A 14,047-nucleotide genomic window follows, 5' to 3' on the forward strand; every position below is an offset into this window, starting at 1 on the left:
TTGGACAGGTGGTGCAGGTCGGCCATGAGGTGCATGTTCTCCTCGCCGGTGATCAGCCCGTCGACGGCGGAGAACTGCCCGGTGACGCCGATCGCGGCGCGGACTCCGTCCGGTGAGGCGGCGACGTCGTGACCCGCGACCTGGGCCCGTCCGCCGTCGGCGCGGATGAGCGTGGAGAGGATCTTGACCGCGGTGGTTTTGCCGGCGCCGTTCGGTCCCAGCAGTGCGAACACCGACCCCGACGGGATGCGCAGGTCGATGCCGTCGAGCACGACCTTGTCGCCGTACGACTTGCGCAGATCGGTGGCGTGGACGGCGGCGACGGCGGATGACCGCCGACCGTCGCCCTGCCTGGATACGGGCATGACGGAAGAAGGCATGAGCCCTACCATTCGAAGGCTGAAGTGGCGGGAAAATCGAGTGGGTTGAGATCGCGAGGAAGGCGGCGGCGCTCAGTGCGGAGCGGCGCACGCGGTACGCAGCGGCATGCGGTGCGCGGTGGCATACGTGGATGCCCGGGGCGACCGTATTCGCGCGGGGAAGGAGGGTCCATCAGGCGTGGCGGGGCGACGCCCACTCATCAGCCGGCTCGGGGGCTGCACCCACTCGACGAGCCGAGTTACCACGCTGTTCGGGCCGGTGAGCCACAACTCCCGTTCACCGGGGTCTCGGCGGCGCGGAGGCCGGGTCGGATGCTGCGGCCCCGCCGAGTGACGGATTGCCGCACACCCGTGGCCACAAGTTCACCGGCCGATCCCGTGATCCGGGTGGGCGACCGGTGCCGTGGCGGGGGTTACTCGCAGAACACCTGTACCTTTCCGTCGGCCTGGTCGACATCGATGGTGATGTCGTCGAGCTGCTCGACGAACTCCTCGAGGTGCTGCGGCTTGAGCTCGGTGAGGTCGATCGGTACTCCCGACTGGTTGAGCTGTGCATTGACCCGGGTGAGTGCCTGCGGAGGCAGCAGGCTCGTGAGCCGGACCCCGGCGCGCAGGAGCTGCAACGGGATCTGGATGTTGACGTGGCCCGGCCCGTCGCTACCGGGGTCGTCCGTCCAGGTCACCAGTACGCGCAGGTACTTGGGCCGGGGCTTCGGGCGGGGCGCGGCTCCCGTCGGCGACTCGGAGTGCTCTCGTTGCACGGCGTCGATCAGCCGCTCGGCCTCGTCCGCGGTGATCTTGCCCCCGGCCAGCATCTGCAGGATCTGGCGGCGCTGCTCGTTCATTGTCGCGTTTCCCCTCTGACTCATCTGACGCTTACCAGCACGGCCGTTCGGCCGAGGTCCAACTCGAATCGGGTGCCGGGCAGCGCCCACAGCAGTTGCCCGGTGCCGCGCAACGCGCCCATCGGGCGTATCCCGGCGACGCGGCACGCGATCAGTCCGGCCGGCACGGCGAGCAGCAGCAACGGCGACAACACCAGCAGGACCGGCAGGACCGGGACGTACAGCCCCCGCCGGCGGCCGTCGGGACGGCGACGGCGTACGGTCACCAGGTACGGCATCATCGGGACTTCCCCAGTTCGGTGAGCGCCTGCTGGACGTCGATCTCCCCCCGCTGCAGGCGGTCGACGACATCGGAGCTGGTGGGCGCCGGGTCGGTGTCGACGAAGTCGAGGGCTTCGGCGATCCGGTTCAGCCGGGACTTGATGGTCGGGTAGCTCACCCCGAACATCCGCTCCATCTCCTTGATCGAACCGTGCGACCGTACGAACGCGGCGACGAACACCTGGTCGTCGGCGCTGAGTTGAGCCAACTGCGGCGTCTCGAACTGTCCCTCGATCGCGATTCCGCTGCCGGTGAGGCGGACCCGCTCGACGACGAACGGTTGTCCGTGCGTCAGGTCCGTCAGTTCCTGCCAGTCCACCCTCGGCTCCCATACGTCCGGCGACATGCTCGCCATTCATTTGTACATTGAGTTTCTTAAGATGCCAACCCGTGAACATTGATTTTTCTAAGTTGATCTTCAATAACGAGGTCTGCTGACCCGATGTGCTCCCATTTGGCCTCCGGGTGGGCGGCTCCCCTGGTGGCGACATCGGCCGTGGCGGCCCGGCGCCGTATGGCCGCCGGACGGTCGAGGCGAGGGGAGTGGTTCAGTTCGGGGTGGTTGGGCCGGAGCCGAGCTGCCGTTCGATCTCGGCGGCCGGAAACGGTGTCTGCTTGCTCTCGGTGAGCAGACGGCGGTGGAAGGAGCCCAGGACGACGGCAGGGCGGGCGTGCCGGTCGATGATGGCCGCGATGTCGGACGGGATGCCGTCGGGTCGCCGGCCTGCGATCCAGTCGTGCAGGAAGGCTTCGCGGTCCGTGTCACCGCGCACGCCGTCGAGCAGGTGGTATCGGAGCAGGTGGCTCGTGGTGTAGCAGTGGTCGTACGCGAGGTGCCGCGAGAGGAAGCGGGACTCGTCCGCCGAAAGGTCGAAGCCGGAGCTCAGGGCGAGTCCGAAATCGGCGAAGTAGAGCCGGTGGCCATCGGTCAGGATGTTGGCGAAGTGAGCGTCGAAGTGCACGAGTCCGCGAGACCTCATGAAGGCGGCTCCGCTCGTCAGCGCTTCCTCCACCCAGAGGTGGGGCGAGCCGTCCCCGCCTTGCGCCGCGGCGGTTTCGCGGTGGTCGGCCAGCCATCCGGTGAGGGTGTGCGGCAGATGTTCCAGGAAGAGCACCAGGCTGTACGAGGACCGGGCGATGGCCTCCAGTCGGGTGCGAACGGCCGGTGATCCCTCCCAGTGCGCGACGGCCCCCTCCAAGCCCCCGAGCTCGTCGATGAATCCTTCGGGAGGGGAGTCGGGCAGGATCCGCCAGTGGTACATCAGGGGGAATCCCGCATACTCGTCGCCGAGAACCCAGTTGGTCGTCATGGTGTGCACGGCGAGTTCCCGCCAGGCTCCGAACCCGGCGGAGCCCACCCCGTACTGGTAGAACAACGGCAGCCCGAAGACGTTCGCCGTGGACCGCACGTTCTCCGGGCGCAGTTCGGTGTCCGTCAAGGGGATGCGCTTGACGAAGACGCGCGTTCCGTCGATGTCCAGTTCCGCCGACCTGCCGCCGATGCCGGACCCGAGCGGCGCCGCGGCTGCCACGACCTCCCCGAGGCGGTGGTCGCTCAGCAAGGAGAGCCGAGTGCTCACGGTCCCGTAGCCGGCCGGACGTGCGGCACGCGGCGCAACCTGCTCCGGCATCGACGGCTCCTCGGTGCCCGAACCAGGGCTTCGGCATACCCACCTACGACACCGACCCTACGCCGGGCAGGTCGGCGACTCTCATGAACGACCCTCCACCACCGAGCGATGCGGACGGGTGGCTGCGCCCGTACGAGAACACGGCCGACTTCCGCGATCGGGGCGCGGGCGGATACCACGCAGCCCGGCACCGGGATCCGAATGCGGATCCCGGTGCCGGGCCATGACGCTTCGCGGCAGGCTCACCCCTCTGCCGACGGTCTTCTCGCTCGCTCGCGGGCCGCCGGGCTAGCTGCTCGGTGCGTTCGTCTCCGAGTCCGCATCGGAGGTCGAGGCGGACGCGGAGGCGGTGGAGCCGACCGGCGTGTTCGAGGCCACTCCCGGATCCGCGGTGGGCGCCGGGGTGGCCTCGGTGCGTGGCCCCGGCAGTGTGGCGCCGGAGTGGCGGCGCCGGGCCCGGAGTTCGAGGTACACGGCCAGGCCGAGCAGGGCCAAGCCGAGCAGGAGGGCCACCAGCGGGGCCAGCACGCCGAGCAGCCACAGCCCTCGGGCGCCGTCGGCGGCGGTGTCGGCCAGCTCCGCGCGGGAGGCCGGCGTCGTGGTCATCTTCAACGACATCACCGGGAAGACCTCGGCCTGAGCGCCGGTCGCCGACGTCGCGGTCGCGGTGAGGGCCTGGGTGGATTCGAGGTCCACCGTGACGCCGGTCTCGGTGTCGACCCAGCCGGTGAGGTCGGTGGTCGAGGTGTAGGCCAGCGGGGTCGGGTCGGCCTGGCCGCCCAGGTCCGGGACCCGGCCCGGGAACGCGACGCCGGCCAGGCCCTGGACCGCCGCCTTCGGCATGGCCGGCGGCAGCGTGCGCAGGGACTCCGGGTCGGTCAGCGGGCCGCTGGTGCGGATCGTGAAGACGTAGGTCTCGCGGCCGGCGCGCCGCTCGGTCCGTACGTACGTGGCCGGGATCGTGGTCTGCGTCGGCGAGTCCCAGAACGGATAGTTCTTCTTCTTGGGTTCCAGCGGGAAGCCCGCGGTCAGGCCCCGATGCGGGTTGGCGGCGACACCCTTGGGCGTCGGTCGCTCCAGCAGGCTCTTGCGGTCCACCGCCCATCGTTTCTCGACGCTGGTGAGGGCTTGTTTCTGTGGGCCGGACACCACGGTGCGGTCGCTGAGCACGACGGTGGACCCGGACGTGTGCACGGCGTGTACGCGCCGATCGACGGTGACCGGCAGGTCCCGCACGATGGCCCCGGACAGGTTGCCCGCCTGCAACGCCTGCGGGTCGAGCATGGTCATGCCGCCGGCGAAGTGCATCGTGAAGTCGGTGTCGTCGGGCACCTGGTGCACGGCGGGCAGCACGGCGAACCGGGTCACCGCGCTCGTCGCGACCAACAGCGTGGCGGCGGCGCCGAGGTACCAGGACGTCTTTCTCATCAGACCAGCCTCCGCAGGTCGCCAGATGGCCCCGGGAGGGCCGGATGTCCCCCCGTCGCGTCGGCGCACGCGACCTGATGGCCCGTACCCCACCAGGATCCGCACCGGATTGCGCCGGATACCCCGATTCCCGCCTCGGTCCGACCTGTTGGTGGTATATCGGGCGCGCACCCATCCGATGCCCTCCGAACCCCGCTTCACCATGCACCGGTTCCCCCGAGCACCCTCGAACTCCGCGCGTCACTACCGCCGTTGCATATCGCGCTGCACATAGAGGCACATCTCCCCATGCACCTCGCCATGCAAGTACCAGGTCAGAGGCAGGTTTTGGACTCGGCAGCAAAGGGTGAGCCCATCGGGAGTCCGCGCCGGAGTACGCGAGCGCGGGCCGGAGCCGACGGGCTCGATCAGCCGATCGGTGGTGCGAGGTATTCCAGTGCGTAGCCGTCGTCGGAGGGGGTTACGCGGGCGATGCCGGGTGAGTCGAGGTGGGCGCCGGCTACGAAGTGGTGCGGTTGGGTCAGTTGTTCGAGGAGTGCCACTCGTGCGGCGCGGGCCTGGGACTGGTTGCCGTCGAGTTCCCAGGACACGTTCGGCCGATCGAATTGGAGCGTGGGGACGTGAACGGTGTCGCCCCAGGCGAGAAGGTGGCCGGTGCCGCTCCTGAGGTGGTAGATGGTGTGACCGGGTGTGTGGCCCGGTGTCGGGATCGCGGTGGTCCAGTCGTTGATCGCGACCTTCTCCGACACGGGTACGACCCGGTCGCGGATCGGCTCGAGCCGACCAGTGAACACCGAGGTGTCGCCCGCGCCGATCCACACGCGCTCGAGATTGGGGAACGCCTCCGAACCGTCCGGCGCGATCAGGCCGCTCACGTGGTCTTCGTGCTTGTGGGTGATGGCCACATCGGTGACATGCGCGCGGTCGATGCCCGCTTCGTCGAGCGCGTCGTGGATCAACCCCATGGTGGGGTCGTGCCAGACGTTGGACGCGCCGGTGTCGATGAGAACCGACCGCGTGCCGTCGGTGACGAAGAAGGCATTGACCGACAGTCGCAGGTTGTCGCCGGCCAGCGGGACGGTGGCCGGCAACTCGTCGGCGAGTTGCGCAATCTTCGCGCCATCGAGGTGACCCGGCCTTAGCACAGGCCCCGGTGCCGTGGCCGGGCGCGTTCGGGGGGAGGGTCATCGTGCACCGTCCCCTGAACGCACCCGGACCCGACGCGTCGACGAACCGCCACTTTCCCTGAAAGCCCCTGATCGGAACAAGTCTCGCCGGCGACCCTGGCCGGAGCGCGCGTCGGGCGTACACCGAACACGCCGGTACGACCCCACAAGGCCCCCGCCCGACCGCCCGACCGCCCGACCGCCCGACGGCCCGACGGCCCGACGGCCCGGCCGCGCGGCCGCCCGGCCGCCCGGCCGCCCGGCCACCCTGTAGGCCCGGCCGCACATCCGGCCGACCACCCCCGTGGGCCCGGCCGACCCGCCCGCGTCACCCCCGCCGACGGAACCCGTCCCGCCCCTCAACTCTCCGCGGTCGCCGCCCTCGCGTGCGGGATGGCGGGGCTCGCGTGGATGCCGTACTGCGCGGCCTGCGCCGTGTACATCGCCCGATACCGCCCCGCGTCGAGCGCCATCAGGCCATCGTGGTCGCCCTGTTCGATCAACCGGCCGTCCTCCAGGACGTAGATCAGGTCGGCGGTCGCGGTCGCGGCCAGCCGGTGGGTGATGAGCAGTACCGTCGTCCCGTCGTCGGTCATCGACCGCAACGCGGCGAACGCGGCGATCTCCGCCTCGGGGTCCAGTGCGGACGTCGGCTCGTCGACGATCACGAGCGGCGCGCCGCGATAGCGGGTCCGGGCGTTGCCGATCTTCTGCCACTGCCCGCCGGAGATCTGCGAACCGCGCTGGTAGCCCTTGACGATCAGGGTGTCCCAGCCGTGCGGCAGCGAGTCGACCAGGTCGGCCGCGTCCGCCCGGGCGACCGCGTGCTCCACCCGGGCCTGATCGAGCGGCCGGTCGGGACGGCCGATGAAGACGTTCGCGCGCGCGGTCATCGCCCATCGTGGGAAGTCCTGGCCCAGCACCGCCACGCGGTCGAAAATCTGATCCCGGTCGGCGTCGCGGACGTCGACGCCGCCCCAGGTCAACGTGCCCTCGCTGGGCAGCAGCAGACCGGCCACCAGCTTGGACAGGGTGGTCTTGCCCGAGCCGTTCTCGCCGACCAGCGCGACCACCTTTCCCGCCGGGATGCGCAGGCTCACCCGATCGAGTGCGGGCGCGTCGTTGCCGGGATAGCGATACGAGACCTGCTCCAGCCGTACCTCGTCCACGTCGCGCGGGAGCGGCAGTCCGCCGACGGGGATCGCGCGCCGCTCCGACTCGGTGCAGGCGTCCTCCAGGTCCCGCAGGTACAGCGATTCCTCGTACAGGCGATTGACCTGCATGACCAGCGCGGTGAGGCCGCTGGTGCAGGTGCGGATCGCGATCACCGCCGTGCCGCCGGCGGCCAGCGGCATGCCGCCTTCGGTGAGGAGCAACCACAGAGCCGCGTACACCAGCAGCGCGCCGAGCCCGGACAGCGCGGACGCGGTCGCCTGGGTCGCGCCCTTGGCGTGCGCGAGTCGGCGGTGCTCGGTCTCGATCGTGGTGGACATGTCCTCGAACGCGTCCAGCACCAGTCGCCCGGCGCGGTGCGCGCGTACCTCGGCGGCGGGCGCCGGTTCGATCAGGCTGCGGCCGAGGATCTCGATCGCGCGCCGGTGTTCGAGCCACGCGTGTACGGATTCGTGCTGCCGCCGGGCGGACCGTACCGCGCCCCAGCCCTTCGGCGCGGCGACCAGGAACAACAGCGGCAACAGGATCGGGTTGAGCAGGGTCAGTACGCTGCCGGTGGCGATCAGGCCGACCAGTGCGTTGATCACCGCGACCGAGGCGCCGATCATGCGCCGTACCGAGTCGGTGCCGAACCGGCCCGCGTCCAGCGTGCGATGGAAGCGCGCTTCCTCGAACGCCTGGAGTTCCACCCGGGCGGCGAGCCGGTAGTAGCGGGCCGTGCAGACCCGTTCCACCTGTGGTTCGAGCCGACTGGTCGCGCCCACCGAGACCGCGGCGAGTAGTGCGGACAGGGCGGTGACGACCATGATGAACAACAGCGCCGGCGCTGCGTCGCGCAGTCGATCGGTGGTCGGTACGTCGGCGAACAGCGCCACCAGCGCGCGGTTGGTCGCCAGCAGCCCGAGCCCGGCCGCGAGACCCTGGCCGATCTCGGCCCCGAGCAGCGCGAGTACGGCGCGTCGATCCACGCTCCAGGCGGCGCGCGTGACCAGCGCGACCATGCTCGGCAGTTGCCGCGCCATCGCCCAGAACGACACGCGCAGCAGCGGCTGTTCATGCTGGGTGAAGGACATGTCGTAGCGCAACGCGCCGCCGAACAGCAGCTTTTCGGACCCGGACACCGGAATCGCCCGCCCCGCGGGCGCCCGGCGACGAAACCTCATCGGATCTCCCAGCGTAGGCGGCGCGGATGCGGGCACCGGGGCGCCCGGCAGGGGGCGCCGGGGTCGGGCGGGACGGATCGGGTGGGTGGGGCGACTGGAGCGGATCGGTGGGGTCGAGAGGATCGGTCGGGTTGCCCAGGACCGGTGGGTCGGGTGGGTTCGGGTGATGCGGTCGTGTGCGGCAGTGGAGTGCCTCCGGTTCGGTGGTCGAGCGCTACGACTTGCCGAGGTGGTACGCCCTCGTGGAGCGATACGACTCGGTGGAGCGGCGCGTGCGTGTTCACGGGCGAGTGGGGTTCGACTCGCGGTGGCGCGGAGTCCGACATGACCACGTCCTTTCCCGGTCCGGGGCACTGCCTGCGGACGCACATGCTGCCCCCGGTTCGGGGCCGCCCGGCAGGGGCGTACGGGCGTACGAGCCGGGCGTGTCCGACCCGTGGCACGCTTGCCCGCGCGCCCGACCGACTGTGGTGAACCGTCGCCACACGAGGGCGAGTTCGGGTAGCGAGGCGGGTGGCGCAGGTCGGGTCGCGCGCCCCGCCGCACTCCGGCGGATCCGGCCGCGCGCAGCGCGTCGTGCGGTCGGTGACCGGGAGCCGTGTCGGATCGCCGGGTCGGTCGTTGGTGGGGTGTGGGTCGTTGGGGTGGATTGACGAACAGTCAGTGGACGATGGTCGAGCCACTGTTGCCGGATCGCGCCCGGCCACGGCGCGGCGGTCGGGGGATCGATCACCGCGCGATGATCGACGCGGTGGCCTGGAAGTACGAAAACGGTTGTCCGTGGCGCGAGTTGCCGGACCGGTTCGGGCCGTGGCAGACCGTCTACCACCGGTATACGGTGTGGGCGAAGGACGGCACCTGGCGTCGCATCCGGACCCGCCTGCAGGTCTGTCCGGACCCGGACGGCAGCCTGGACTGGTTGATCGAGGTCGATACGACGCCGACCCCGCCGAGCGGTGCGGCGACCGGAACGGCGCAGTGCGCCGCGAACGGAACCGCCGACCGCTGACGCCGCACGAAACCCGGCCGGCGGTGCGATCGTGCCGGCCGGCGTACGACGCGGCGTGTCCATGAAAGTCGTTCCGGGCCGCCCCGGGCAAGCGGATTGTGCGCACGGACCGTGTTCGCGTCCGCACCCGATGCCACGACCCTTCGGCCCGCCGCGCCTGCGCCTGCCGTCCCACCGCCCCGTTCGTCCGCGCGGTGCCGTCCCACCGCCGTGCGCCGGATGGTCTGTCACGATGTTCACATGCGTGTGTCGATAGGTGACATCCGACTGTATTTCGACGTGGATGGACCGAGGGTCGTGCCGTACGGTCCGATCATGGTCGAGCGGCCGACCCTGGTGCTGTTGCACGGCGGACCCGGCGCCGACCATTCGTCGTTCAAGCCCGCGATGTACGCGGCCGCGCGCTTCGCCCAGGTCGTCTACCTCGACCAGCGCGGCAGCGGCCGGTCCGACCGCGGCGACCCGGAGCAGTGGACCTGGGATCGGTGGGCCGACGACGTGATCGCGTTCTGCGACGCGCTCGACATCGCCGCACCGATCCTGGTGGGCACCTCCAGTGGCGGCTGGGTCGCGCTGACCGCCGCGATTCGCCACCCCGGGCGGGTCGGCCGACTCGTACTGGACAGCGTGATGCCCGGGCGCATCGCCGAACGGCTCGACGTCTTCGAACGGCTCGGCGGAGTACCGGCGCGCGAGATCGCGCGCCGGTACTGGAGTGGCGAGAGCCCCGAGACCATCCGGCGGGACTGGGAGGAGGTCTGCGTGCCGCTGTACTCGCAACGCACGGACGGCGATCCGGATGCCGCGAACCGGCAGCGCCGGATTCGCTGGAACCACGACGTCCTGGAGCGCTTTCGGCGGGATTCGGCGGACGACTTCGGCGGCTGGGCCCGGCTCGCCGAGATCACCTGTCCGACGCTGATCCTGGCCGGCGAGCACGACCCGGTGGCCACCGCGAGCGCGGCCCGACGACTGGCCGCCGGGTTGGTCAACGCCGAGACCCGGCTGCACGTCCTGCCGGACGCGGGCCACGGCGCCTTCCGGGAGGACCCGGAGCGTTCCCTGGCGGTGCTCCGGAGGTTCCTGGCGGGTCGGCGGGGCATGTCCGCGAATGCCGAAGGCGGCTGACCGGCCCGGCACGAACACCGCCGGTTCCGCGCCCGCCGGGCCTACGCCCCCTCGGGGTTCGGTGGCGCGGCGGAGGCGGGCGGCGAGCGGTGGCATGGAGGTGGACGCCGCGGCAGTGCCCCGGGCGTGATCGCCACCGCATCGTGGTCGCGCCACGCGTCCAAGGCTCCGGGTCATTCGGTTCGGCCCGTGCGCCCCGCCCGCGCCTGGTCGACGAACTCGGCCAGTCCGCTCGGGGTGACGTGTTCCAGGATCACCTTCGGCTCCACGGCGATGCCGTACCGCTTGCCGAGGACGTCCGCGAACTCGACCGCCAGAGTCGCGTCCACGCCCAGTTCCGCGAACGTGTCGTCCGGGTCGATCCGGGAGATGTCGAGGGAGATGAGTCGGGCGGTCTGATCGACGATCTCGTCGAGCAGGGCGGCGTTCACGGGCATGGCGAAGCTCCTTGACGGGTCATGGATGCGTCCCAGGCGCGGGATGTCCGAAGCGGGCGGCACGTCGACAGGAGCGATCCGGGGCGGCGCGGGAAGTTCTCCCGCGTCGATCCACCGGCCTGGCCCGAGGTCGCCCACCGACCCGACACCGGCTCCTGTCGCCCCGGAAACGCTAGTCGGCGCGCACGTTCCGGCGGTAGGACGGGACCGGTCCGTCGCAGGTGGCGAAGCATGGCGAATCGACCCGGCGCGTGGTCCCGGTGGTGGGCGGAGCGTTCCGCCGGCCGGGCCCGGACCGGGCCGCGTCGTCGGCCGGCGTCACAGCGGCGGGTTGAGGCCCTCGAAGAAGGCCAGGAGTACGGCTTTGCGTAGCCGCGAGGGGAGGCGGTCGAGGAGCGCGTGTACCGGGGCCATCCGCCCGTCGGTCAACAGGCCGGTCTTGACCATGAGTTCGGTCAGCGCGTCGGCGGACACACCCGCCTCGGACTCGGCGAGGGCGGTGAGTTCGTCGACGGAGCGCAGTTGTTCGGGCGTGGGCAGCGGGTCGCGCTCGCCGGCCGCGCGGACCGCCGCCCGCAGCGCGGTGAGCAGGTCCGGGACGTACGGGCCGTGGGTCGCGGTCATGGTGAGGTGGATGGTCGGCGGGATACCGGGTTGGGACAACTGCGGTTGCACGGCCCAACCCAGGCGTTCCAACTCGTCCAGGAACGCGAAGAAGTCGACGCCGTCCGTGGTCACCGCGACCAGACTGGTGGCGGGCGAGCCCAGCACGCGCAGGCCCTCGATGGCGCCGATCCCCTCGACCAGGCTCTCCGTGGCGGCCAGGGTGCGGGTGACCAGGTCGCGGTACCCGTCGGCGCCCAGATGGCGCATCACCGCCCACGCGGCGGCGATCAGACCGCCGGATTTGGAGCTCTGCATGGTCGGATTCACCACCGGATAGCCGGTCCAGTCGGCGGCGACGAAGTACTGGGTCCGGCGCAGCGCCGCCGTGCGGTACAGCAGGATCGAGCAACCCTTGGGCGCGTAGCCGTACTTGTGCAGGTCCACCGAGATCGAATCCACGCCCGGCACCCGGAAGTCCCAGGCGGGCACGTCGTGTCCGAGCTGCTCGGCGAACGGCAGCACCCAGCCGCCGATGCACGCGTCCACGTGACAGCGCACGCCGCGCCGCGCGCACAGGGCGGCGATCTCGGGGATGGCGTCCACGACGCCGTGGCCGTAGGAGGGTGCCGAGGCGACCACCAGGACGGTGTCGTCGGTGATCGCGCGGTCGATCGCGGCGACGTCGGCGGTCATGTGGACCGGGTCGATGTCCACGATCACCGGGTCGAGGCCGAAGTACTTCGCGGCCTTTGCCCATGCGGCGTGTGCCGAGCGGGCGAACACGATCTGCGGGCGGGCCGGGTCTGGCCGCGCGTCCCGAGCCGCCTTGGCGGCCAGGAGGCAGCTTTCCGTACCGCCGCTGGTCCAACTGCCGGCCGCGCCCGCCGGCGCGTGCAGCATCTCGCCGACAGCCGCGACCACTTGGTGCTCCAGCGTCGCGACGCTCGGGAAGGAGGTCGGGTACAGGCCGTTCACGTGCAGGTACAGCTCGAACGCGCGGACGGCGACCTCCTCGACGGAGGCGGCGCCGGAGTCGAACGTGTTGGCCACGCCGGGCCGTCCGCGCCCGGGTTCGTCGGCGGCGTGCATCGCCGTCAGCTCCGCGAGTACCTCGGCCACCGGCCGGCCGTCCGCGAACATGCCCACGCGTGCCTCCCCGAGTGCGATTGCTTGTGAGTTCGGGCCCGGGAGCGGGTGGTTGTGCGACCCCGGTCTCGGGTTGGGGCACGGTAGCGCGGCGGGGTCCGCGATGTCTGTAGGCGTCCGCGGGGTCTGTCGACGTCCGTGCGGGGAGCGGCGCCGCCGGAGGTGGGCGGGTGTGTCGCGGCCAGGCCGACGCGGGGCGTGCTCTCTAGGGTGGGGAACGCTCCCCGGGGTTGGGAGTGCTCCCGAAGAACTCGCCTCGAAGGGCAGAACCATGGCCATCGCGACCGCCCGTCACCCCGAGTTGCCCGAACTGCTCGAATTCCTGCGCCCGCGCCACCGCGGTCTGCTCGCCACGACCCGCGCGGACGGGCGTCCACAGATGTCCCCGGTGTCCTGCGGCGTCGACGAGGCGGGCCGGATCGTGGTCTCCACGTACCCCGATCGGGCCAAGGCGCGCAACGCCCGCCGGGACGAACGGGTGTCCATGTGTGTCGTCTCGGACGACTGGAACGGTCCGTACGTGCAGGTGGACGGCCGGGCCGAGGTGTTGGACATGCCGGACGCGCTGGAGCCGTTGGTCGAGTACTTCCGCTGTATCGCGGGCGAGCACCCGGATTGGGACGAGTACCGCGAGGCGATGCGCAAGCAGGACAAGTCGCTGATCCGCATCCACATCGAGCGCTGGGGGCCGATCGCCACCGGCGGCTTCCCGGCCCGCCTGGCCGAGGCCGAGTAGCCGCGACGTCGACGGCGTCGGGCTCGACGTGGTCGGGGCTCGACTGGTTGGGGCGCGACGTGGTCGGGGCTCGCCGCCGATCGGCGCAATGCCCGCCGAAACCGGTGCGCGGGGAGTGGGCTGGTGTGATGACCGAGGAGACTGCGGGTACCGTCCGTCCATCCACCGATGCGCTGCCCGGGCGAGTGAGCGCCCGGCGCCGTGAACTCGGGCTCTCCGTGGCGGACATCGCCCGCCGTACCGGGTTGCCCGGGGCGTGGGTGAACTCCGTCGAGAGCGGATCCACGCCCCCGTCCGCGCCCGGATTGTCCCGACTCGCCGATGCTCTGGAGACCACCGTCGACGACCTGCTCTCCGCGCAGCCGGCCGCCTTCACGCACCGGACGCCGCCTCGGCCGCCGGGCCAGGATCCGGGTCCGGGCCGGGAGTTGGTGGAGATGAGCGACGAGGAGTGCCAGGCCCACCTGCTTCTCCAGTTGGTCGGCCGGATCGCGGTGCTCGACGGGCCCGACCCGTTCGTACTGCCGGTCAACTACGTGATGCTCGGCCGCGACGTGATGTTCTGTACGGCCGCCGACTCGTCCCTGGCCCGGGTCGCCGGCCCGGTCCTGTTCGAGGTGGACGACATCGTCGACGCCGCCCGAATCGGCTGGAGCGTCCTGATCCGGGGCACGGCGGAGCGGGACGAGGACCCGTCGGACGCGCCGTCGGACGCGGAGGACCCGTGGCCGGCGGGTCGCCGGGACGTGTGCATCCGCATCCGCGCGGAACGGGTGACCGGCCGACGGGTGCGGCCGGTGGTGGGCGCCGACGCGTAGGGGCGCGAGACGGGAGGCACCCGGTCGGGGCGCGCGTCGGTGCGTGCCCCGGCTGCGTGC

Annotated in this window: 14 protein-coding genes; 4 read left to right on the plus strand and 10 right to left on the minus strand. The window is 71.2% G+C overall.

The features are described from left to right. The 8 genes from ACIRL2_RS15185 to ACIRL2_RS15220 form a co-directional block, all read right to left on the minus strand. A partial coding sequence (locus ACIRL2_RS15185; protein ID WP_402232394.1) for an ATP-binding cassette domain-containing protein occupies nt 1-365 on the minus strand: 365 nt, incomplete at its 3' end. A gap of 428 nt (nt 366-793) precedes the next feature. Next, nucleotides 794-1,225 carry an SHOCT-like domain-containing protein gene (locus ACIRL2_RS15190; RefSeq protein ID WP_395859107.1) on the minus strand — a complete coding sequence of 144 codons (432 nt, stop codon included), beginning with the start codon at nt 1,223-1,225 and terminating at the stop codon, nt 794-796. Between the two features lie 20 nt (nt 1,226-1,245). Beyond that, complete coding sequence (locus ACIRL2_RS15195) at nt 1,246-1,506, minus strand: hypothetical protein (protein WP_395859108.1); 261 nt, start codon at nt 1,504-1,506, stop codon at nt 1,246-1,248. Continuing rightward, nucleotides 1,503-1,892 carry a DUF2089 domain-containing protein gene (locus tag ACIRL2_RS15200; protein WP_395859109.1) on the minus strand — a complete coding sequence of 130 codons (390 nt, stop codon included), beginning with the start codon at nt 1,890-1,892 and terminating at the stop codon, nt 1,503-1,505. The genes ACIRL2_RS15195 and ACIRL2_RS15200 overlap by 4 nt, the downstream gene beginning before the upstream one ends. A gap of 202 nt (nt 1,893-2,094) precedes the next feature. Beyond that, the gene (locus ACIRL2_RS15205; protein ID WP_395859110.1) at nt 2,095-3,177 is read right to left on the minus strand and encodes a protein kinase family protein; all 1,083 of its coding nucleotides are present in this window, start codon (nt 3,175-3,177) and stop codon (nt 2,095-2,097) included. A 288-nt stretch (nt 3,178-3,465) separates the two neighbouring features. Beyond that, the gene (locus tag ACIRL2_RS15210; RefSeq protein WP_402232397.1) at nt 3,466-4,605 is read right to left on the minus strand and encodes a porin PorA family protein; all 1,140 of its coding nucleotides are present in this window, start codon (nt 4,603-4,605) and stop codon (nt 3,466-3,468) included. Nucleotides 4,606-5,012: 407 nt separating this feature from the next. After that, entirely contained in the window at nt 5,013-5,750 is a 738-nt protein-coding gene (locus tag ACIRL2_RS15215; protein WP_402232399.1) for an MBL fold metallo-hydrolase, read from the minus strand. A gap of 380 nt (nt 5,751-6,130) precedes the next feature. Continuing rightward, nucleotides 6,131-8,107: an ABC transporter ATP-binding protein gene (locus ACIRL2_RS15220; protein ID WP_395859116.1), complete on the minus strand. Its 1,977-nt coding sequence runs from the start codon at nt 8,105-8,107 to the stop codon at nt 6,131-6,133. A gap of 631 nt (nt 8,108-8,738) precedes the next feature. Here ACIRL2_RS15220 and ACIRL2_RS15225 point away from each other — a divergent pair. Continuing rightward, on the plus strand, nt 8,739-9,116 hold the full coding sequence (locus ACIRL2_RS15225) for a transposase (protein ID WP_395859117.1): 378 nt from the start codon (nt 8,739-8,741) through the stop codon (nt 9,114-9,116). 240 nt (nt 9,117-9,356) lie between these two features. Then, nucleotides 9,357-10,244, plus strand: coding sequence for an alpha/beta fold hydrolase (locus ACIRL2_RS15230; RefSeq protein ID WP_402232402.1), 888 nt, complete (start codon nt 9,357-9,359; stop codon nt 10,242-10,244). Nucleotides 10,245-10,417: 173 nt separating this feature from the next. Here ACIRL2_RS15230 and ACIRL2_RS15235 read toward each other — a convergent pair whose 3' ends face one another. Further along, a complete protein-coding gene (locus tag ACIRL2_RS15235; protein ID WP_395859119.1) occupies nt 10,418-10,681 on the minus strand; it encodes an acyl carrier protein in 264 nt (87 codons plus the stop codon). Nucleotides 10,682-10,999: 318 nt separating this feature from the next. Continuing rightward, a complete protein-coding gene (locus ACIRL2_RS15240; protein ID WP_402232789.1) occupies nt 11,000-12,427 on the minus strand; it encodes a pyridoxal phosphate-dependent decarboxylase family protein in 1,428 nt (475 codons plus the stop codon). 277 nt (nt 12,428-12,704) lie between these two features. On the opposite strand from ACIRL2_RS15240, the gene ACIRL2_RS15245 reads away from it, so the two are divergent. Continuing rightward, the gene (locus ACIRL2_RS15245; RefSeq protein ID WP_402232404.1) at nt 12,705-13,169 is read left to right on the plus strand and encodes a PPOX class F420-dependent oxidoreductase; all 465 of its coding nucleotides are present in this window, start codon (nt 12,705-12,707) and stop codon (nt 13,167-13,169) included. A gap of 128 nt (nt 13,170-13,297) precedes the next feature. Then, a complete protein-coding gene (locus ACIRL2_RS15250; protein ID WP_402232406.1) occupies nt 13,298-13,987 on the plus strand; it encodes a helix-turn-helix domain-containing protein in 690 nt (229 codons plus the stop codon). Nucleotides 13,988-14,047 lie beyond the last annotated feature (60 nt).

This window comes from Embleya sp. NPDC127516, assembly GCF_044765325.1.
GTDB lineage: Bacteria > Actinomycetota > Actinomycetes > Streptomycetales > Streptomycetaceae > Embleya.